The following is a 21,553-nucleotide window of genomic DNA, read 5'->3' on the forward strand; positions in this document are numbered from 1 at the left end:
TTTTTTTATTGTAAAAAAAGCCCGGCAAGCGCCGGGCTTGATTAATCACAGTGAGTTACCACACTTTTACGCGTTGTTCCGGTGGCAGATACAACTTATCGCCGGGTTGCACATTAAATGCGCTGTACCAAGCATCCAGATTGCGGACGGTCAGGGCGCGGTACATGCCGGGAGCATGACCATCAGTGGCGATACGCTGCCGTAATGCCTGATCGCGCATTTTGGTTGCCCATGTCTGGGCAAAACCGATAAAGAAACGTTGGTCGCCAGTAAATCCATCAATGACGGGGGCAGGTTGACCATTGAGTGAGGCATGGTAAGCATCTAGTGCAGCGGCCAGACCAGCCACGTCGGCAATGTTTTCACCTAGGGTCAGTTTGCCGTTAACGTGCAAATCTGGGAATGGATAGTAAGTATCGAACTGCGCAGCCAGCGCTTCACCCTGTTGGGCAAACCGCGCGAAATCTTCCTTCGTCCACCAGTTACGCATTGCGCCGGTGGAATCAAAAGCAGCGCCGTTGTTGTCAAAACTGTGGCTGATTTCGTGACCGATTACCGCACCGATAGCACCATAGTTATAAGCAGCATCGGCTTTGGCGTCGAAAAACGGCGATTGCAGGATCCCGGCCGGGAAATTCAAGGCGTTCTGTACGGGCAGATTTACTGCGTTGACTATCTGCGGCACCATCCACCATTCGTGTTTATCTTGCGGTTTGCCGATCTTTGCCAACTGCTGCTGGTAGCGGATCTGCTCCCCGGCAATTTCATTGTGGTAGGCATTGTCAGCATTAACCTGATAGTGGCTGTAATCTGGCCAACTGTCTGGATAACCTACACCAACTACCAGAGAATCTACTTTCGCCAAGGCTTCTTTTTTGGTGGTCGGTGCCATCCATGCCAATGCTTCTACCCGCTGATGGAAGGCCTGAATAATCTGCTGCACCATATCGCTGACTTGAGCTTTGGCGGAGGCAGGGAAATACTTTTCGACATAGTCTTTGCCGACAGCATCGCCCAAGTATTCATCCAAGGCACTCAGCGCGCGTTTATCGCGGCTGCGTTGCTGGGGTGTACCAGACAGCGCCGTGCCATAAAACGCAAAATGAGCATCATCGATAGCCGCTGGCAGCACATCGGTATGGGCGTTGATTTGATGGAAGACTAGCCAGTCCTTCCAGGACTCCAGTGGTTCAGAAGCCACTAGCGCTGCCAGGTGCGTGATCGCGGCGGCATGGTAAGCGGCAAAGCGCTGTTGTTGCCCCAGATGTGCCGCATTCAGAAATGCTTGCCAATCTATGCCTGGTGCTTTGCTGTCAAAATCAGCTCGACTCCAGATGGTGGATGATTTGGCGAAGTCTTCACTCTCTTCTCGGCTCACGTGTGCCGTGGCGATTTTGGTTTCTAGGGCAAAAATCCGTTCAGCTTTAGCCGCTGCATCGGCAATGCCAGCAGCATTCAGCAGGGTCTCAATGTAATGGCGATACTGCTGGCGAATATCCGCCATTTTGGGGGAGTCAGACAGGTAATATTCGCGTTCCGGCAGGCCCAGTCCACCCTGCAAAATATAGGGCAAAACTTCCCCCGGTGTTGCCAGTCCTTGGGTGACGAATACGCCAAACAGGTTTTCGGTGGCATAGTGGGTGGCGTTCAGCGGATCGACATCGGCCCGCAGATTACTGCCTAATACGGCGGCCAGTTGTTGTTTATCTTTGATGGCGGCATAGCGTGCCAGATCGGCTTGCACCGGCTGTAAACCAGCGGCATTGATGGCCGCGGTGTCGATGTAGGCTTTGTAAAAATTGGCAATGCGCGCTTCATCGCTGTTTGCTGGATGTGGCGTTTTCACCAGGTCTGCGATCAGCTCTGCCTTGTGTCTCTCGGTCGCTTCGAAAGCCACCAAAAAGGCGCCAGTACTGGAACGGTCAGCTGGAATTTCAGTGGTTTTCATCCAGTTACCATTAGCATACTGATAAAAATCATCACCCGGCTTAACGGAGGTGTCCATGGCCTTGACGTTTATTCCAATATCAACAGCCGTTGTTGCTACCGGGGTTTTTGTCTCAGTCACTGCCGTTTGTGATGGCGGTGTCTTGTCATTACAGGCGGTCAATCCACCCAGCAGGACGGTACTGACCGCCACTGCAGTTATTAGTCGAGTAAACATAGGGTTCCCTTGTTAATTGTGCGGAGGGGGAAAATTCTTCAGCAGGCAGTGTACCTTGATGTGCAGCGATTCTCATTAATGAGATTCAGCATAATATGTGAATTAATGTGTCTGGCCGCTATTGCAGATAAAAGCCGAGAAGCAGGGTGGCGACCAGCAGCGCAACTGCGGCAATTTTGAGCCATTTGGTTTGCTGTTGATAACGAGCGAGCACGGGATCGTGGCGTTGACTCAGGCTGCCTTCACGCAACGATAAGTGAATGGCCGCTACCACGCCACCTCGTGCCTGGCTAATGTCCCGCCATTGCTGTGGCAATTGTTGCTGCAGATATTGTTTTATCCGGTGATCGAGCCACCATTTCAATAACAGAATAAGGAGTGCCGTTGCGATTACCGCGAGCAGTATCTGGTTCATATTTTTTTATATAAGGTTAATTGGCGTTATAGCCTAACGCGCTCCAGCTTGTGAGCATAGCCACTGTAGGCAAAAATTGTCAGATAAGGATGACGGTTGCGGGTGACGCAGTCATGACATTTGCGGTAAGCATGCTTTTGTCATTATCTGCTCATGCTAACTCTATGTTTTATTTTAATTTCAATGGATGTTAAAGAGGCTTTTAAAATCTTTGTTTCTTTTAGCAAATAGTTTTTCCGTAAACAAAAAAATTTGAAATTGCAACAGACTGTTAAAATCGCGCCCGAACTTCTCAGGGGGATGTTTCAGCCATAAGAAACACCTTCAATTTATAAAATCATATAAATCAATCGGGTAATCAATGATGAGCAAACTGTCCAAGCTTTTTTTAAGTGTTAATGCGGCGTTGATCGCTAGCGGCTCGCTGGCTTACGCAGATGAACAAGCGACCAAGAGCGATGACGGCAAATTAGAGCGGATTATGGTGACGGCCCAGAAACGGGTGCAGAACGCTCAGGAAGTACCAATGTCTATCTCTGCGCTGAAAAGTGATGATTTGCAAGCCATGGGCGCCGCGGGTGATGACATTCGTTTTATGTCTTCACGCATTCCCAGTCTGAACATTGAGTCTTCATTTGGTCGTACCTTTCCCCGTTTCTATATTCGTGGCATGGGTAACACCGATTTCGATCTGAACTCTTCACAGCCGGTATCGCTGGTGGTCGATGATGTGGTACAGGAAAACGCGATTCTCAAAGGTTATCCAATTTTTGATCTAGAACGAGTGGAAGTTCTGCGTGGTCCGCAGGGGTCGTTGTTCGGCCGCAACACCACTGCGGGTATCATTAAGCTGGAAACCAAAAAACCGACGCAAGAATTCAGCGCTTATGCCAAAGCCTCTTATGGCACTTACAATACCATCAATATGGAAGGTGCTGTGGGTGGTGGTCTAACAGATACCGTTTCTGCCCGCTTGTCAGTGCTGGATCAACATCGTGATGACTGGGTCGATAACAAAGCACCCGGCTTCGAAGCTAATAATCAAGCAGAAGGTTACAACGACAGAGCTGCCCGGTTGCAGGTGTTGTGGCAACCTAACAGCGATTTTAGCGCCTTGCTTAATGCCCATTACCGTAACCTAGATGGCACGCCCCGGGTGTTCCGCGCCAACATTATTAAAGCTGGCACTAATGATCTGGTGGATGGTTTTGATCGTGATACCGTGTATCAGGATGCCGCCAGCCGAGCTGAGCAGTCCGTAAAAACTCACGGCGGCAGCGCTAAACTGGAATACAACTTAGGTGACTACACGCTGACATCTATCACGGGATACGAGTCTGCGGAAGCATTCTCCCATGGTGATATCGACGGTGGTTATGGGGCTTCATATCTGCCTTACATGGGGCCCGGTTTTATTCCTTATACCTCTGAATCTGCCGATGGTCTGCCAGATCACAGCCAGTGGACACAGGAACTGCGTTTGTCCAGCAATGAACTGGGGCGTTTAGACTATCAGGTTGGGTTGTTCTATTTCGACGAATCGCTCGATATTGACAGCTTTAACTATGATGAGAATGGCCTGCAAAATGGTTACGCTTACCAGAAACAGGACACCAAGGCGTGGGCCGCGTTCGGTTCATTAGATTACGATTTGACCGACGACTTCAAGGTCACTGCCGGGGTGCGTTATTCCCATGACAAGAAGGATTTTGTGGCACAACGTTTAGTCTCTCCTGCCGGTGCTGGTGCTACGGATAAGTTGTACGCCGACCCATCCGATGGCCAGATTAGCTGGGATTTGAGCGGTGTCTATAGCCTTGATAGCGATACTAATATCTACGGGCGTGTCGCTAAAGGCTTCCGCGCACCCTCAATTCAGGGGCGTTTATTGTTTGGTGATGATGTCACCGTCGCTAATTCAGAAACCATGTACAGCGGCGAGTTAGGGATCAAGTCGGATATTTTAGATAACCGCGGCCGCGTCAACTTTGATGTGTTTTACTATCAGTTGCAAGATCAGCAACTTACCGCAGTTGGCGGCGGTGTTAACTATAACCGCCTGATCAACGCCGATAAGTCTGAAGGCTACGGTTTTGAATTGGATTCCCAGTTTGCGGTAACTGAAAACCTGTTGGTGACGGCAGGTGTTAGCTACAACCACACGGAAATCAAAGACGACCAGTTGGCAATTGCTGCTTGTGGCGGCGGCTGTACGGTGACCGATCCACTGGATGCTGATGGCAATGCGCTCATCAATGGTAATTCATTACCTCAGGCGCCACGCTGGACGGCTAACATCACCGCTAACTACAGTTACCCTCTGGCAGTGGGTGAGTTGTTTGTATTCACTGATTGGGCATATCGCTCCAAGGTTTCCTTCTTCTTGTATGAATCCAAGGAGTTTGAGAGCAACTATTTGCTGGAAGGTGGTCTGCGTGCTGGTTACCGTTGGAGCAGCGGTGGCCACGATTATGAAGTGGCGGCTTATGGTCGCAACATCACTGACACCACACGTGTTACAGGTGCTATTGACTTCAACAACCTGACGGGCTTTGTTAACGAGCCACGTATCATTGGGGTTGAATTCAAAGCCAGCTTCTTCTGATCCTGTTAACTATCCGTTGAGAAAAGCCCTGCAGAAGCAGGGCTTAATGTGATGGTCCGCCTCCCTTCTCAGCAACTATGCTGAGATTAGGCTAGACAGGAGGTAGACCATCATGTTTATTCAAGTACTCGGTATCGATTTAGGCAAGTCAAACTTTCATCTTATTGGCCATGACCGTGCGGGTAACACGGTTGTCCGTAAGAAGTTTTCCCGTAAACAACTCATTGTTTTTCTGCAACAACTTCCCCCCACAACCATCGCCTTTGAGGCCTGTGGTGGTGCACATTGGCTTGGACGGCTTTGTCAGCAGTTCGGCCATCAAGTCAAACTCATTCCACCGCAGTATGTAAAACCCTACGTCAAAGGCAACAAGAACGACTTTATTGACGCCGATGCCATTGCTGAAGCAGCACCGCGGCCATCGATGCGCTTTGTCGCGGTCAAAACAGAAGCGGCACAGATGATGTCAGCTGTTCATCGCGTGCGACAAGGCTATGTCAAAGAGCGCACTGCCTGTATGTCACGCATTGGTGCACTGTTACTGGAGTTTGGTGTCAGTCTACCAAGGGGCCATAGCGTCATGAAGCGCTTATTCCAGTGGTTGGCCGAACATGCCGGAAAACTCCCCGCGCCACTCATCACAGAGTTAGCGGGGCTCCATGCGCATTATGATTACCTCTCAGAGCGGATTGCCGAGCAAGACATCAAGCTTAAGCAACAACTGGCAACGCAGGGTGATGCACAGCTACTGAAGTCTATACCTGGCATTGGCGACATAACGGCTTCTCAATGTGTGGCGGAGTTAGGTAATGCCGAGCAATTCAAAAATGGGCGAGATTTAGCGGCTTGGCTAGGGTTAGTGCCTCATCAACATTCCACCGGAGGAAAACCCCGATTACTCGGGATAAGTAAGCGAGGCAACAAGCATCTACGCACGTTATTCATTCACGGTGCGCGGGCGATTTTAGCGCGGCCAGAGAAGACGGGGGCGGTGTTTGGCGAATGGCTGATAAAGCTCAGAGCAACCAAGCCATTCAATGTGGCGTGTGTGGCGTTGGCAAACAAGCTTGCGAGAATCGTGTGGTCAGTGTTGAGAACGAAAGAACAATTTAACGCAGCAAAGCTGCAACCAGCGTTTGCATGAATAGAGTGAAGATGACGAAAACGGTAGTACCACCGGAGTAAAACCTGATAATAAAAACAGCAGTCAAATGCTTTGGGCTTTTTGAGGATATTCCGGCGCGGAACTCATCGTGGAGCGGTAGGCGAGAGCCTCCAACAGAGACTCCGAATACATTAGCGCAGACCCACCTCGTCATTGAATTTTATGCTTGCAACAACGAGGCGGACCATACATTTTGTTTTTCGTTGCAGTTTATCGAGCCTTTAGCGGTGGCGTGTTTACTGACCTCGCTCGCGGCTGCGATACACTGGATACAGCAGATACTCTTGATCAAAATAAGGGCTACGCTCGTAGAACCAGCGCAAACGTGCTTTGGGGTCGGCCGCAAATGCTGGATCTTTTAATGCCTGCTCAAATGCTTTCTTTAGCTCCGGTTGTTGTGCCAGCATTTGCTGAGCCAGCGGCTCAATTGCGTAATCTTCAATATACTCGGTACGGTTGGCTATGTTGTTGAAAAATCCCCATTGCAGCAGTGAATCGGGCGATTGCGGTTCCAGCAACATGACGGCGAGATCGCCCAAAGGTTGATCAGTGGGAATTTCTACGGTGCCCGCCGGTAGCGTGACTGCGGCTTTTTCCAGTTTGCTATTGGCTTGCAACCGTTGATGGCCCTCGAAGCTGCTCTGACCAAATTGAGGGTTACTGAGGCGATATTGTTGTAACGTCAGGGGGGTTGGCTGCTGCAGCGTTTCCATACGGATGCCATGTAGGGTTAAACGCTGAATAACCTTCTGCCACTGAGGCGGAATATAATAGGCAGCTGGGCGACTCACCCGTAATCCTTCTTTCGTATCACCAAACAGTGGTAGTTGCGGATAAAGCTTGGCTTCGCCGTTCCAGTGCACCACGTTGGCACCGGAAATGGCACTGTGTTCAACGGTGTAGGCTACTCCAAGAAAATCCCGAGTCGTTGGCTGCTGCTCTTGCTCCCACGTTAGGGTCAGCAGTTGTGGGTAACGGTAGCGGTCTTTTTCAATGGCCGCCTGCAAGCGGGTGGCCTGTTCTCCAACGGTTCGCAACGTTTGTTCCAGCAACACATAAGTGCCCAGCACCCTTTGCTTGAAGGGTTTCAAACTATGGTTTTCGATAAGCACGGTTGGTAGATGCCGCGCATCACCATAACCATCTGAAAAGCGTGGGCTCGGGTGCCACAGCTTTAACCCCTTGGACAGATCAGTATTGTCTACGGTGAACACCAGTGGCCCTGGCGTGTGGCCCGCGGCGGTGAGCGCCTGTTCTATCTGAGGTCGGTAATTCTGGGTAAACCACTGATAAATATTGGGACTTAAGCCTTCGGCGGTGTTATAGCCAAAGGTAATGTCATACTGATAATCGAGGCCATCGGTAACATGCACGTCAATATAGAGTTGCGGATCCCAATTGTTGATAGCGCGCAACATACTTTGAATTTCGAGTGTGTCTGCCTTGGCATAGTCGCGGTTAAGATTGAGATTCTGACTGTTACTGCGCCAGCCCATTTGCACCGGGCCGCGTTGGTTAACCCGGTTGTATTCACCGCTGCGTTCATGACCATCGACATTTAGGATCGGCACGAACAGCAAGTTCACATGTTCCAATAATTGCCGCTTTTCACCCTGGAAAATATCACGCAGCAGCATCATACCAGCATCTTTACCATCTATTTCGCCACCGTGGATCCCAGCTTGTACCAGTACGGTTGGTTTATGATTGGCTTGCAGTTCCTGCGGCGTTTTGGCGCCTTCATCACTGGCAATGTACATCCAAATATCACGCCCTTGGGGACTCAAGCCTAGGCTGACTTTTTCCAGTCCACTGCTGTCGCTCATCAGTTTATCGAGCCATTGCATGGTTTCTTGGTAACTTGGGCTGCGGATGCCACCACTCTGCTCAAACGGGGTGGCCCAACGGCTGTCTCCCGTTTGCATTAATGCCTCATCTGTACCATGCCAAGGGCGCTGTGGCGGCAGGATATTATCATTGACATAAGTTGATACCGGGGCTGTTTGCGCTAGCACGGATAGTGGCAATAGTGCGACACACAAGGCAAACAGCGGGATGAAACGCATGGGGAACTCCGACGACAGGTTGAATACCGGCCTTTGATATTTCAACAATTTAGTGTGAGTTTCAAGGGCAAAGTGGACAATATTGGCTGCTTATAATAAATAAGCCAGCATTGTCGCTGGCTTATTTTTAAGAATGTTATTGCTGACGTTCTGGTGCGTTGGTGATGTTAAAAATGGCTTCCACATCGATGGCGTCAAAGCGGTAGTGGCTGTTGCAATATTCACAGTCCATTTCTACCGCGCCACGCTCGGCGATAACACTGTCGATTTCGGCTTTATCCAGGGTGCGGATGGCGGCAGCGCAACGTTCACGGGAGCAACTGCAACGGAAACTGACATCAATGGCATCAAACAAACGCAGATCTTCCTGATGATACAGTCGATGTAAAATTTCCCGTGCTGGCAGTTGGTACAGTTCCTCGGCGCTGATAGTGGCGGTCAACTGCAGCAGGTGTTCAAAATCTTCGCGTTGTGGTTGTTCGCTTGGTAACACTTGCAGCAGCATGCCCGCGGCATGATGACCGTCCGCGAACAGCCATATTCCAGTAGGCAACTGCTCTGACTGGGCAAAATAGTCCTCCAAACACTGTGCAACCGTGGCCTTATCCAGTGCAACCACACCTTGATAGCGTTCACCCTCTTCTGGCGTTACGGTAATCGCCATATAACCGTTAGGAAATAGCTGCTGTAACGTCGCATCGTCGGCTATTTCACCTTGCCAGCGCGCAACGCCGCGCAGTTGCTGGTTGTTGGTGCCATTGATCACCGCCAGAGATACCGGCCCTTTACTTTGCAGCTGGACGCTAATATCGCCGTTGAACTTCAACGTAGCAGTTAATAAGGAGGTGGCTGCTAGCAGTTCTCCCAGCAGTGTCTGGATTCTTGCTGGATACTGATGTGTTGCCAGCACCTGCTGGTAACTTTGCTGCAGTTGTACCATCTCGCCGCGAACATCGGCGTTATCAAACAGGTATCGGTGAAGTTGGTCTTGGTTCATTCGGGTTCTCACAATCAGGATTCTATAAAACGCAGCAGTTGGCGCCGCTGTTTTTTATCCGGCTTACTGTCGGGGGCCGGGTTCAGTAGTATGTTCAACCGTCTGGCTTCAGCATTTGCCTGGCGTTTACTGATGCTGTCACTGGTTTCTTCATAGAGTGTCTGAGCGATGGCCGCGCTTTGGCGCACACCAGAAATTTTTTTGATCACGATCTCTTTCTCGTCATATCCCTGACGTAATTTTATGCGGGCGCCAATTTCGGCATTTTTACTGGATTTAGCCCGTTGACCGTTATAGTGCACTTTACCACTGTTGATCATCTCTTTGGCTAGGGCTCGGGTTTTATAAAAGCGGGCAGCCCATAACCATTTATCTAGCCTGACAGCCTCGTCATTGTGGCTTTCCAGCATGGTGCCGCTCCTATTTGCAGATGGTATGGATGAGTTCACAGAGTTGCCAAAACCGACAACTTATACCTTTAACTGGCTTCAAAGAGTGGGGCGCATCACACCCTTTTTTGGCGCGAAAAGGTAGCATAATCCGGCTGTTTTAGCCAATGTCTGGCGGGTGGTACTCTTGTTGCCGTCCCTGCTCTAGGTTAGCATGGCGCAAGATTTAATTAGTAAATCAGATAATAATATAGCAACAGTGCCTGATTAAGAGGCCCGGGAAAATATGGATTCTCTGGACAAGATTATCACCAAGGTAGCGGCTATTCCGTCAAAACCGGCCAGTAATGCTGTTTTCTGGTTGTTACTGCTGTTGGTGCTGTACCTAGCAGCGCAGATCACTTGGAAGCTGATCCCGGTGGCTCCCGCTCCATTGCTGTGGCAGCCATCAGACATCGGCCAACGTCAGCAACAGAATGTGGATTTGTCAGTGATTAAAGGACTGGCATTATTCGGTCAGGCAGACGCTAACAGCAGCGCGCCAGCAAAATCTACTGCGCCGGAGCTGATCACCGATGCTCCTAAAACCTCCTTATCTATTCTGTTAACTGGCGTGGTGGCTTCTACGGCTGAGCAGCGTGGACTGGCAGTAATTGAGTCACAGGGTAGCCAAGATACCTACAGTCCGGGCGATAAAATCAAAGGGACATCAGCTTCGCTGAAAGAGGTCTACGCTGACCGCATCATAATTACTAACGCTGGCCGCTACGAGACATTGATGCTCGACGGGCTGGAGTTCACCACCACGAATACCGCCAACCAGCAGCTACAGCAGGCGCGCACTGAAAAACCGCTGAAGGTTGATCGTCGTGATGCGGCATTGGGACGCGATATTCAGGCGTCCCGCGATCAATTGCTGGCGGACCCCGGCAAGCTCAGCGATTATCTGGCGATTTCGCCAGTGCAGCAGGAAGGGGAACTGGTGGGATACCGTATTAACCCGGGGAAAAATCCCGAGTTATTTCAAAAGGCCGGGTTTAAACCCAATGATTTGGCGAAAGCCATTAATGGCTATGATTTGACTGACATGACCCAAGCGCTTGACGTGATGGGTCAATTGCCAGATCTGACCGAGATTTCCGTTACCGTCGAACGGGATGGTCAGCTGGTCGAACTTATGTTTAGTTTGCCGCAGTAACGCAGGTTTAGGGGAAGTTGAATAATGAATAATAAGCGGATTCGAACCAAGCTGATTGCGGGGCTGGTGGCTTCAGTTGCTTTGTTTTCCCAATCGAATGCTTGGTCGGAACAATATGCGGCCAACTTTAAGGGCACGGATATTCAGGAATTTATCAATATTGTGGGTAAAAACCTGAATAAAACCATCATTGTTGATCCAACTGTGCGCGGTAAAATCAATGTGCGCAGCTACGATATGCTCAACGATCAGCAATACTACCAGTTCTTCCTCAACGTGCTGCAGGTTTATGGTTACGCCGTGGTGGAGATGGAAAACAATGTCATCAAGGTGGTCAAGGATAAAGATGCCAAAGTGTCATCTATTCGCCTAGCTGATGATAAAGCGCCGGGACTCGGTGACGAAATGGTCACCCGCATTGTTGCCTTGTATAACACCGAAGCCAAACAGTTGGCGCCTTTGCTGCGGCAACTGAACGATAACGCTGGTGGCGGCAACGTGGTGAACTATGACCCATCAAACGTGTTGATGATCACTGGCCGGGCGGCGGTGGTGAACAAGCTGGTGGATATCGTCAAGCAGGTGGACAAACAGGGTGATGTTGATACCCAAGTGGTACAGCTGAAATTTGCCTCAGCGGGCGAAATTGTGCGGATTATTGATAATTTGTACCGTACCAGTGCTAACCAGGCGCAGATGCCTGGGCAGGCACCTAAAGTCGTCGCGGATGAACGCACCAATGCGGTGGTGGTCAGTGGCGATCAACGTAGCCGTGAACGGGCCGTTGAACTGATCTCCCGTCTAGATGCGGAACAGGCAACTACCGGTAACACCAAGGTGCGTTATCTGAAATATGCCAAAGCCAAAGACCTAGTGGAAGTGCTGAACGGCTTTGCTCAGAAAATGGAGAGTAAAGACGGCGCTAATGCCGCCACCGCTGCTGTGGCGGGGGGAACTGGCAAGCGCAATAACAATATCACCATCATGGCGCACGAAGAGACCAATTCTTTGGTGATCAGCGCCGAACCTGACCAGATGCGCACATTGGAAAATGTCATCAATCAATTGGATATCCGCCGGGCGCAGGTGCTGGTGGAAGCCATCATCGTCGAAATTTCCGAAGGCGATAATATTGGGTTAGGTGTGCAGATGGGGTCGCTATCAGGTGGCATGACCCAGTTCAATAACCTTGGGCCGACGCTGGCAGAAGTAGGCGCTGGGGTGTGGAATGCGCGTTCTAAAGATGGTACGACGGTTCAAACAACCGATAGTAATAACAATGTAGTTACCACAGTTAATCCGACAACCGATGGCGATGTAACCGCACTGGCCAGCGCTTTGAGTAAAGTCAACGGTGTGGCGTGGGGAATTGTTTCCGGCGATTTTGGTGCCTTGATCCAAGCGGTGGCATCGGACACTAATTCAAACGTACTGGCAACGCCTTCTATTACCACCATGGATAATCAGGAAGCATCCTTTATTGTCGGCGACGAAGTCCCCGTGATTACCGGTTCACAGAGTTCGCAAAACGGTAACAGCAATCCTTTTACCACTGTGGAGCGTAAAGAGGTCGGCGTTAAGTTGAAAGTGGTGCCGCAGATCAACGAAGGTAACGCCGTTAAGCTGACGATTGAGCAGGAAGTGTCAGGCATCAATGGTAACACCAGTGTTGACGTTACTTTTGCGACTCGACGGTTAACCACCACTGTGATGGCGGATTCTGGGCAGATTGTGGTACTCGGCGGACTGATCAACGAAGAAACTCAGGAAAGTGTGCAGAAAGTACCATTGCTGGGTGATATTCCATTCCTCGGGCAGTTGTTCCGTTCCAGCAGCAGTAAAAAGACTAAGCGCAACCTGATGGTCTTTATCAAACCCACCATCGTCCGTGACGGCGTGACCATGGAAGGCATTGCGGGGCGTAAATACAACTACTTCCGTGCGCTACAGCTAGAACAGCAACAGCGAGGCATTAACCTGATGCCAGATGCTAAAGTACCGGTAATGGACGAGTTAAAAACCGGCGAGCAGTTACCACCAGAAGTCAATGATATTCTGGAGCGTTACAAAAACGGACAGGCGCTGGCGACACCGAAACGTGAATCTGAACCAGCATTAAGAGCAATTAGCGGCGACAAAAAACAAGACGGCAGTGACCATGAGTGAGATTGAAACTCAGACAGAGGAGTTGACCCAGGTCTCCAGTGAATTGGGATTGGTGGCCGAGTCCGAGGGTGATGAGCTGTTTCATTCGGCAAGCAGTGAACGTCTGCCCTTTGCATTTGCCCATCGCCACGGCGTGGTGCTGAGTAAGGACGGCGAGCAGTTGGTATTGTTTTATACTGCTAGAGCCTCGATGTCAGCGTTGTTGGAAGCCCGACGTTATGCGGGCTGTGAGTTGCGCCTGCAAAAAGTGGACGAAACAACATTTGAATATCGGTTGACCCAGACCTATCAGAGTAACTCCTCTGAAGCGCAACAGTTGATGGAAGACATCGGCAACGAAATGGATCTGTTTACCCTGGCAGAAGAACTGCCGCAGACAGAAGATCTGTTGGAAGGGGATGACGATGCGCCGATTATTCGCTTGATCAACGCATTATTGTCCGAGGCCATCAAAGAAGAAGCCTCAGATATCCACATCGAAACCTATGAAAAGCAGCTAGTGATCCGTTTTCGCATTGATGGCGTGCTGCGGGAAGTGCTACGTCCCAATCGGAAGTTGTCATCGCTGCTGGTATCCCGTATCAAGGTCATGGCGCGGCTGGACATCGCGGAGAAACGAGTACCTCAAGATGGCCGTATCTCGTTGCGTATCGGCGGTCGTGCGGTGGATGTGCGTGTTTCTACCATGCCGTCCAGCCACGGTGAACGAGTGGTCTTGCGTTTGCTGGATAAAAATGCCGGTAACCTCGATTTAGTGCAGCTCGGGATGACGGAAGCCATCCGAGTACAGTTTGAAGAACTGCTGCGTAAACCCCATGGCATCATTTTGGTGACCGGGCCAACAGGTTCCGGTAAAAGTACCACGCTGTATGCGGGCTTAACTGACATTAACCATAAAGATATCAATATCCTGACAGTAGAAGACCCCATTGAATATGAAATTGAGGGCATAGGTCAGACACAGGTTAACACCAAGGTGGATATGACTTTTGCCCGTGGGCTGCGCGCCATTTTGCGTCAGGACCCAGATGTAGTAATGATTGGTGAAATTCGTGACCTAGAGACGGCTCAAATTGCGGTACAGGCCTCTTTGACAGGCCATCTAGTGTTATCAACTTTGCACACCAACACCGCCTCTGGCGCGATTACCCGTCTACAGGACATGGGGGTAGAGCCATTTCTGGTGTCGTCCAGTTTGCTAGGCGTACTGGCACAGCGTCTGGTGCGCACCCTCTGTGATGAATGTAAAGAGCCACATCTGCCAAGCAAACAGGAGCGGGAACTGCTGGGATTGTCTAAAAAGGATGAAACACCGATATACCGTGCCAAGGGCTGCAAAGCTTGTGGTTTTAACGGTTATAAAGGACGTACTGGCATCCATGAGCTGTTGTTAGTGGATGATAAAATCCGCGAATTGATCCATGGTGGCCGCGGCGAACTGGCAATAGAGAAATATATCCGTGAATTCGCCCCTAGCATCCGCCACGACGGTATGCAGAAAGTACTGGCAGGGATCACCACCCTGGAAGAAGTACTGCGCGTAACCCGCGAGGAGTAAACAATGGCGGCGTTTGACTATAAAGCCCTCAATAGTGCGGGCAAGCAAGTCAAGGGGGTGATTGAAGCGGATACCCCACGGCATGCGCGCAGTCAGTTAAGAGAGCAAAAGCTGATGCCGTTAGAGCTGACCCAGGTCACCGAAAAGGAGTCCAGGGTCGCGAAAGCGGGTTGGTTAAATCGTCGGCAACGGATCTCAGTGGCAGAGCTGGCGTTGATTACCCGCCAGATGGCGACACTGATTGCAGCAGGATTGCCGATAGAAGAGGCCTTAAAAGCAGTCGCACAGCAGTGTGACAAAGATCGCTTGGCCTCTATGGTGATGGCGGTGCGTTCGCGGGTAGTTGAAGGTTATTCTCTGGCCGATTCCATGGCCGAATTCCCTCACGTTTTTGATGATCTTTATCGTGCTATGGTTGCCTCAGGCGAGCGTTCCGGTCACTTGGAAGTGGTGCTTAACCGCTTGGCCGATTACACCGAAAGACGTCAACAGCTGAAAAATAAACTCACCCAAGCCATGATCTATCCCACAATGCTAACGCTGGTGGCAATAGCGGTTATCTCGATTTTGCTCACCGCCGTGGTGCCCAAAGTGGTGGAGCAGTTCCAGCATATGGGACAAGAGTTACCGGCAACCACCCGCGCCTTGATAGCCTCTTCTGATTTCCTCAAGGATTATGGCTTGATTGTGCTGGGGGTGATAATCCTGGCGCTCGTGTTGTTTAAACGCATGTTGGTCAAAGCGGATTTCCGGCTGAAGTACGATGGGTTTCTGCTACGTATGCCAGTAGTGGGAAAAGTGAGCAAGGGGCTCAATACTGCACGTTTTGCCCGTACGCTGAGTATTCTCAGCGCTAGCTCTGTGCCGTTACTGGAGGGGATGCGCATCGCCAGTGACGTCATGCAGAATATGCGGGTTCGCGATGCCGTTACTGAGGCGACCGCCCGGGTGCGAGAAGGCACCAGTCTTGGGGCAGCACTGACCAATACCAAGCTGTTTCCGCCCATGATGCTGTATATGATTGCCTCGGGAGAAAAAAGTGGCGAGCTGGAGCAGATGCTGGAGCGCGCCGCCGATAACCAGGATCGTGAATTTGAATCGAACGTCAACATCGCGCTGGGGATTTTTGAGCCAGCGTTGGTGGTCAGTATGGCGGTAATAGTGCTGTTCATTGTGATGGCTATTCTGCAACCCATTCTGGCACTCAACAACATGGTCAGTGGCTAAGGTAACTGACCGTTTTTAGGAGGAAGTAATGCAACGCAAAGACAGACAACGCGGTTTTACTCTGTTGGAAATGATGGTGGTCATTGTGATCCTGGGGATCCTTGCCTCCATGGTGGTGCCCAACATTATGGGCAACAAAGAGAAGGCGGATCGGCAGAAGGCTGTGTCTGATGTTGTGGCGCTGGAGAACCAGTTGGACATGTATAAGCTGGATAACAGCGTATATCCCACTACCGAACAGGGTTTGGAGGCGCTGGTACAGAAGCCGACTATTTCTCCAGAGCCCCGCAACTACCGTGAAGATGGCTATGTGAAACGTCTACCACAGGATCCTTGGGGCAACCCTTACATGCTGTTGAGCCCTGGTGAACACGGCAAAATTGATGTTTTCAGTGCTGGTCCAGATGGACAGAGCGGTACAGAAGACGATATCGGTAACTGGAATCTACAGAAATATCAATAATATGCAGCGCTTGCGAGTGCAGGGTTTTACCCTGCTAGAAGTGATGTTGGTGGTGCTGCTGATGGGACTGATGGCGGCAGCCGTGACACTGTCTATTGGTGGCGGTAACCAGCAACAGCAACTGGCTCGTGAGGCGCAGCGTTTTATAACGGTAACTGAGGCGGTGACAAATGAAGCCGTGCTCAGCGGCCAGTTTGTCGGCATAGTGGTTGATAAAGATGCATACCACTACGTGGTCTACGTGGATGATAAATGGCAGCCGTTACAACGTGATAACCTGTTGGCCGAACATAAACTACCGCAGGGTATCACTACCGATTTGCAAGTAGAGGGGCTGCCGCTCGATCAGGAAGAGCAAAAAGATTCGTTATTTGACGATGACAAGCCTTTCAACGATGACAAGAAAGATGACAAAAATCCCGAACCACAGATCATGCTGCTACCTAGCGGCGAGATGACCGGCTTTGAGCTGACCTTTATCGCTAATGGCGGCGAGCAGCAATATGAGCAACTGGTGAGCGGTGATAACCTCGGCCGTCTGGTGATGGGGAGGTTTGATGATGCAACGCAGTAAAGGCATGACTCTGCTGGAGGTCATGGTGGCGCTGGCGGTATTTGCGGTTGCGGCAGTTGCCATCACTAAAAGCATTGGTGACCAAGTCACTAATCTGCCGATATTGGAAGAAAAGACACTGGCGCAGTGGGTGGCGGATAACCAGATGGTTGATGCCAGATTGCAGGAAAGTTTTCCGTCTCTCGGTACCAAAGAAGGCCATGTGGAAATGGCGGGAAAAACCTGGTACTGGCGCCAGGAAGTCGTTAAAACCACCGACGATAAATTTCGCATGATCCGCATCAGCATCAGTGATAGCGATAAATATAAGCGGATTATTACTAAGGTAAGCAGCTATGTATTCAACCAAGAATAGCGGCTTTACCCTGTTGGAAATGCTAGTCGCCATTGGCATTTTTGCCATGTTGGGACTGGCGGCAAACGCGGTGCTACAAACCGTTATTAAAGACGATGAAGTGACCCGCGACTTCTCCACCCAGCTGCGTTATCTGCAACAAGGTTTTGGCAGTATTGAGCGGGATATGGGGCAGATGGTGGCGCGCACGTTTCGCACGGCGGCTGGTAGCCGCACTGAGATGGTGATGCAGGTGGGCAATAACCTGCTGGACTCAGAGTCGCAGGCGCTGGTGTTTTATCGTATCGGTTGGCTCAACCCTGGAGGACTGCTCCCCAGAGGCAACATTCAATCACTGGCTTATGTGGTGCAAGAAGGCAAATTGCAACGCTGGTATTACCCTTATCCAGAACCGGAGATCGGCAGTGAACCGATTAAAACGGTGCTGATGGATAAAGTCTTATCAGTGAAGTATGCCTTTTTTGTTGACGGAAAATGGCAGCAGGCTGATCAACAGAGTTTTAATCGATTGCCGGTTGCCATTGCCATAGAAGTAGAACTTGAAGATCGTGGCACCATCATACGTAAGTTTTTGTTACCGGCAGGCGCTGCCACGCAGGGTGGGCAGAATGATGACCTCCCGCCAGATGGCAAAGACGACAAACAGCCGGGGACTGGTGGTGACGCCAATGGTGAGGAACAAGGTAACGGCGATGCCGATGCTAAAACCGGTGGTAGCCGGGAAGCCGAGGACTAATTATGCAGCGTAAACAGCGAGGAGTTGCCTTAATCGTTGTGCTGCTGGTTGTCGCCATCATCGCCGTGCTTGCTGTTAGCATCAGCGGTCGTAATCAGGTCTCGGTGCGGCGCACAATCAATCTGGCGGAATATGATCAAGCATACTGGTATGCCATCTCCGCCGAAGAGTTGGCGCGTAAGGTGCTCAAGCAGGATCTGGACGATTCGGAAGGCCGAGTACATCTGCAGCAATATTGGGCCTTGGCGAATGTGGTGTTCCCAGCAGAAGCGGGGCAAATAGGCGGCACTATTACTGATTTACGTAGTTGTTTTAATTTGAATGCGTTAAGCCAGGCAACAACAGCCAAACCCGGGCAAACTGAAACCCTGCCATTAGCTGCACGGCAGTACACGGCGTTGTTGGTTGCTTTGGGCGTTGATGAATTTAATGCTGAACGCCTGACATACACCCTTAAGGATTACCTGGATGCCGATACCGATGTTAGTGCTTACGGTGCTGAAGATGCGGAATATGAATCGCGCAAAGTACCATATCGGGCAGCTAACACCTTAATGAGTGATCGGAGTGAACTGCGGGCGGTGTTGGGGTATAGCCAAGAGATTTACCGTAAACTGTTACCTTATATCTGTGTGATCCCTGGCAATAACACTCAGATACTGAACGTCAACACCGTGAAGGTAGAGCAGGCGCCTTTGTTAGCGGCAATGCTGGAAAATAAGATTTCAGTGGGTGAGGCAGAAAGCATTATTAATCAACGAGCCGCCAATGGCTTTGATAAAATTGATGACTTCTGGCAACAAGGTTCATTGACCACGATTGCTAGCCAGGACGATAAACTCAAATCCAGTTTCACCGTCTCCAGTAAGTTTTTCCTATTGGATGGACGAGCGAAAGTGGACGATGCGGTATTTCATATGCAGAGTGTATTGCACGTGATTGGTGGCAATAAACTGGAAGTGCTGACCCGTCAGTACGGAGCCCAATAGTAACGGCCTTTGCCCTTAGGGAATGGTGGAGAATAACAGTGAGTGAACGCTTATTTATCCGTTTAGGCAGTAACATCAATGAGCCTTGTGCCTGGTTGGTGTGGTCTGAACAGGAACAGGAGATCATTGCCTCCGGTGAGCTGGCGGACGCCCGTGCGCTCTCGACACTGAGTGAACGAGCAGGTAATCGGGCCGTAGATGTACTAGTGGCTGGGGATGCGGTCAGCCTGACGACTGTGACTTTGCCGGAAAAAGGCCAGCGCCAAGCGCTGAAAGCGTTGCCCTTCATGCTGGAAGAGTCACTGGCGCAAAGTGTTGATGAGTTGCACTTTGTACCGGGGCCTCGTGATGGTGATACTTTGCACGTTGCCGTAGTGGCCCATAGTCTCGTGCAGGAATGGCTGTCTTGGTTGCAAGATGCGGGTCTGAAACCACGCAAGCTGGTGCCAGACTGTCTGGCACTGCCGCTGCAGGGAATGGATTGGGCGTTGATGGAATTTCATGGGCAAATGCTGCTACGCCGGGGCATTGCCGATGGTATCAGCGTTAGCCGCGATTGGTTTGATGTATTGTTTCCTACATTGCTCGAACAGCGTGACACTCCTCCTTCAATCGCTTGCTACAGCCAGTTTGCTGCGGAAGGTGCCGATTGCCAGCCGCAACCGTTGGAATTGCCATTATTAATCATGGCTCAAGGCTATCTGGACGCGCCTTTTAATCTGTTATGTGGTCGTTACACCCCTAAACGTGAGTACAGCAAGCAGTTACTGCCTTGGAAAAAGGTCGCGATTGTCGCGGCAATCGCCTTAGTTCTGGGAGTGGCCAACAAAGGGCTCAATATTTATCAGTTACATAGTCAGACCGCCGCATTGCAGGCGCAGACCGAAACCCTCTATCGCCAGGTAGCGGGCAACAGTCGCATCGTCAATGTGCGGTCGCAGATGGAGTCGTTACTGCGATCCTTGCAGGGCCAAGGTGCTGGCGGCGAGCTGTTTGAAATGCTGGGCAATTTGCAGCAGGCCTTCAAACAAGTCCCCGAGCTTAAACCCAACAATTTGCGATTCGACGGTAGCCGCAGTGAAATCAGGATGCAGGTAACAGCCAAAGATTATGCCCAAATTGAGAAATTCAAAGCGCTGGCTGGCGACCATTTTCAATTGGACGCCGGTGCCATGAACAGCGTTGAAGGTGCCGTCACCAGTACTCTGACCCTGAGGAGCAAATAACATGGAAAATTTGCAAAAATGGTGGGCCTCGCTGGCGCAGCGCGAACAACGGCTGGTGACCATCATGGCGGGCATCGTACTGATCGCCATTTTTTATTGGGGACTTTGGACACCACTGAGCAATGCCGAAACGCAGGCTCAAGTGCAACTCAACGCCCAGCAGCAGACGCTATTGTTTGTCAAACAAAGTGCAGCGAAAATCGCCGCGCTAAAAAAAGCCGGAAGTCGTCCAGCGCAAACCAGCAGTTTAAGCACATTGGTGACACAAAGTGCCAGTGCCTATGGTCTAGCCATCACCCGCATGCAACCTCAGGGCAAACAGATCCAACTGTGGATGGATGATGTGCCGTTTGATGCCCTGTTATCCTATCTGGGAGAATTGGTGCAAAAACAGGGGTTGTCGCTGGACAGCCTAGACGTGGCCGAAGGTGAAAAACCGGGTATGGTAAAAGTCAGACGTATTCAGCTATCTCAGTCATAAGGTATTGTTTTGAAACTGTTCAGTAAAATTGCAATCGGGATTCTGATTTATCTGCTGTTTATGGTTGTGCTGTTCCCGGCACGAATTGCGGTAGCCTTGGCGCCTTTGCCTGCTGGGGTTCAGCTCAGTGGTGTCAGTGGCAGTTTGTGGCATGGTCAGGCGGAACTCGCCAAGTTTGGGCAACGGCAACTGGAGCAACTGAGCTGGCAACTCAGTCCTTGGGCATTGTTGACGGGGTCTATAAAAGCTCAGCTACAGTTAGGTAATCGTAGCAGTGCCGTCAACGGTAGTGGTTTAGTGAGTTGGTCGGCCTCTGGTGTCCGAGCCAAGGAGTTGCGCTTGCACGCCCCTGTGAGTTTTCTCGTGGGCAATAGCCATCTCCCGTTTAAAACTGTGCTCAGTGGTGACGTGTCACTGATACTGGATAATGCGGTACAGGGGCAACCTTGGTGTGCCGCACTTAACGGTAAATTACTTTTGAATCAAATTGGCTTGAATAACCAGTTTGGTACTTATCCGTTGGGCAATATTGAATTCACACTGCAATGTGTTCAAGGACAGTTGCAGTTGGCCACTGACGATCAAAAAAATGCCATTGGCGTCGCGGGGACGATTTTGCTAAAAGATAAGCTGCAGATGGAAGTTAACGGCCGCATGCGCCGTACGGACGCTCAGTCAAAGGACTTGCAGGATTCGCTAATATTACTGGGCAAACCGGATGCGAGTGGCAACTATCCATTGAAATATAATGGTCGCATTCCTGGCCTGTAATGGCCCCA

General features: G+C 50.7%; 19 protein-coding genes. 14 read left to right on the plus strand and 5 right to left on the minus strand.

Going from position 1 to position 21,553, the window contains the following annotated elements; all coding sequences use genetic code 11:
- Nucleotides 1-55 precede the first annotated feature (55 nt).
- A complete protein-coding gene (locus J3L11_RS13830; RefSeq protein ID WP_207571376.1) occupies nucleotides 56-2,164 on the minus strand; it encodes a M13 family metallopeptidase in 2,109 nt (702 codons plus the stop codon).
- Between the two features lie 118 nt (nucleotides 2,165-2,282).
- Nucleotides 2,283-2,579: a hypothetical protein gene (locus J3L11_RS13835; RefSeq protein WP_207571377.1), complete on the minus strand. Its 297-nt coding sequence runs from the start codon at nucleotides 2,577-2,579 to the stop codon at nucleotides 2,283-2,285.
- A 364-nt stretch (nucleotides 2,580-2,943) separates the two neighbouring features.
- Between J3L11_RS13835 and J3L11_RS13840 the strand changes: the two genes are divergently transcribed.
- Both J3L11_RS13840 and J3L11_RS13845 read left to right on the plus strand, forming a co-directional pair.
- Complete coding sequence (locus J3L11_RS13840; RefSeq protein WP_207571392.1) at nucleotides 2,944-5,184, plus strand: TonB-dependent receptor; 2,241 nt, start codon at nucleotides 2,944-2,946, stop codon at nucleotides 5,182-5,184.
- A gap of 109 nt (nucleotides 5,185-5,293) precedes the next feature.
- The gene (locus J3L11_RS13845; protein ID WP_207571393.1) at nucleotides 5,294-6,328 is read left to right on the plus strand and encodes an IS110 family transposase; all 1,035 of its coding nucleotides are present in this window, start codon (nucleotides 5,294-5,296) and stop codon (nucleotides 6,326-6,328) included.
- A 257-nt stretch (nucleotides 6,329-6,585) separates the two neighbouring features.
- On the opposite strand, the gene J3L11_RS13850 is transcribed toward J3L11_RS13845, so the two are convergent.
- From J3L11_RS13850 to hslR, 3 genes are all read right to left on the minus strand, one after another.
- Nucleotides 6,586-8,415: a M14 family metallopeptidase gene (locus J3L11_RS13850; protein ID WP_207571378.1), complete on the minus strand. Its 1,830-nt coding sequence runs from the start codon at nucleotides 8,413-8,415 to the stop codon at nucleotides 6,586-6,588.
- A 136-nt stretch (nucleotides 8,416-8,551) separates the two neighbouring features.
- On the minus strand, nucleotides 8,552-9,412 hold the full coding sequence (gene hslO, locus J3L11_RS13855) for an Hsp33 family molecular chaperone HslO (protein ID WP_207571379.1): 861 nt from the start codon (nucleotides 9,410-9,412) through the stop codon (nucleotides 8,552-8,554).
- Nucleotides 9,413-9,426: 14 nt separating this feature from the next.
- Entirely contained in the window at nucleotides 9,427-9,822 is a 396-nt protein-coding gene (gene hslR / locus J3L11_RS13860) for a ribosome-associated heat shock protein Hsp15 (RefSeq protein ID WP_207571380.1), read from the minus strand.
- Nucleotides 9,823-10,087: 265 nt separating this feature from the next.
- Between hslR and gspC the strand changes: the two genes are divergently transcribed.
- From gspC to J3L11_RS13920, 12 genes are read left to right on the plus strand one after another with little or no spacing between them, the layout of a single operon-like run.
- Nucleotides 10,088-10,999 carry a type II secretion system protein GspC gene (gene gspC, locus J3L11_RS13865; protein ID WP_207571381.1) on the plus strand — a complete coding sequence of 304 codons (912 nt, stop codon included), beginning with the start codon at nucleotides 10,088-10,090 and terminating at the stop codon, nucleotides 10,997-10,999.
- A gap of 24 nt (nucleotides 11,000-11,023) precedes the next feature.
- A complete protein-coding gene (gspD, locus tag J3L11_RS13870; protein ID WP_207571382.1) occupies nucleotides 11,024-13,165 on the plus strand; it encodes a type II secretion system secretin GspD in 2,142 nt (713 codons plus the stop codon).
- Nucleotides 13,158-14,723 (plus strand): type II secretion system ATPase GspE, encoded by a 1,566-nt coding sequence (gspE, locus tag J3L11_RS13875; protein ID WP_189617666.1) that lies wholly within the window; start codon nucleotides 13,158-13,160, stop codon nucleotides 14,721-14,723. The genes gspD and gspE overlap by 8 nt, the downstream gene beginning before the upstream one ends.
- 3 nt (nucleotides 14,724-14,726) lie before the next feature.
- Nucleotides 14,727-15,950, plus strand: a complete 1,224-nt coding sequence (gene gspF / locus J3L11_RS13880) for a type II secretion system inner membrane protein GspF (RefSeq protein WP_133040288.1) — start codon at nucleotides 14,727-14,729, stop codon at nucleotides 15,948-15,950.
- 28 nt (nucleotides 15,951-15,978) lie between these two features.
- Entirely contained in the window at nucleotides 15,979-16,413 is a 435-nt protein-coding gene (gene gspG / locus J3L11_RS13885) for a type II secretion system major pseudopilin GspG (protein WP_133040287.1), read from the plus strand.
- A gap of 1 nt (nucleotide 16,414) precedes the next feature.
- Nucleotides 16,415-16,987, plus strand: a complete 573-nt coding sequence (gene gspH, locus J3L11_RS13890) for a type II secretion system minor pseudopilin GspH (RefSeq protein WP_189617664.1) — start codon at nucleotides 16,415-16,417, stop codon at nucleotides 16,985-16,987.
- Complete coding sequence (gene gspI / locus J3L11_RS13895) at nucleotides 16,974-17,342, plus strand: type II secretion system minor pseudopilin GspI (RefSeq protein ID WP_189617751.1); 369 nt, start codon at nucleotides 16,974-16,976, stop codon at nucleotides 17,340-17,342. The genes gspH and gspI overlap by 14 nt, the downstream gene beginning before the upstream one ends.
- A complete protein-coding gene (gene gspJ / locus J3L11_RS13900; RefSeq protein ID WP_207571383.1) occupies nucleotides 17,323-18,078 on the plus strand; it encodes a type II secretion system minor pseudopilin GspJ in 756 nt (251 codons plus the stop codon). Before gspI ends, gspJ begins: the two co-directional genes overlap by 20 nt.
- Nucleotides 18,079-18,080: 2 nt before the next feature.
- Nucleotides 18,081-19,067 (plus strand): type II secretion system minor pseudopilin GspK, encoded by a 987-nt coding sequence (gspK, locus tag J3L11_RS13905; RefSeq protein ID WP_207571384.1) that lies wholly within the window; start codon nucleotides 18,081-18,083, stop codon nucleotides 19,065-19,067.
- Between the two features lie 38 nt (nucleotides 19,068-19,105).
- Entirely contained in the window at nucleotides 19,106-20,293 is a 1,188-nt protein-coding gene (gspL, locus tag J3L11_RS13910; protein ID WP_207571385.1) for a type II secretion system protein GspL, read from the plus strand.
- Between the two features lies 1 nt (nucleotide 20,294).
- Complete coding sequence (locus J3L11_RS13915) at nucleotides 20,295-20,774, plus strand: type II secretion system protein M (RefSeq protein ID WP_189617660.1); 480 nt, start codon at nucleotides 20,295-20,297, stop codon at nucleotides 20,772-20,774.
- 9 nt (nucleotides 20,775-20,783) lie between these two features.
- Entirely contained in the window at nucleotides 20,784-21,545 is a 762-nt protein-coding gene (locus J3L11_RS13920; protein WP_207571386.1) for a type II secretion system protein N, read from the plus strand.
- Nucleotides 21,546-21,553: the final 8 nt, after the last annotated feature.

It is taken from the genome of Shewanella sp. 4t3-1-2LB, assembly GCF_017368415.1.
GTDB lineage: Bacteria > Pseudomonadota > Gammaproteobacteria > Enterobacterales > Shewanellaceae > Shewanella > Shewanella fodinae.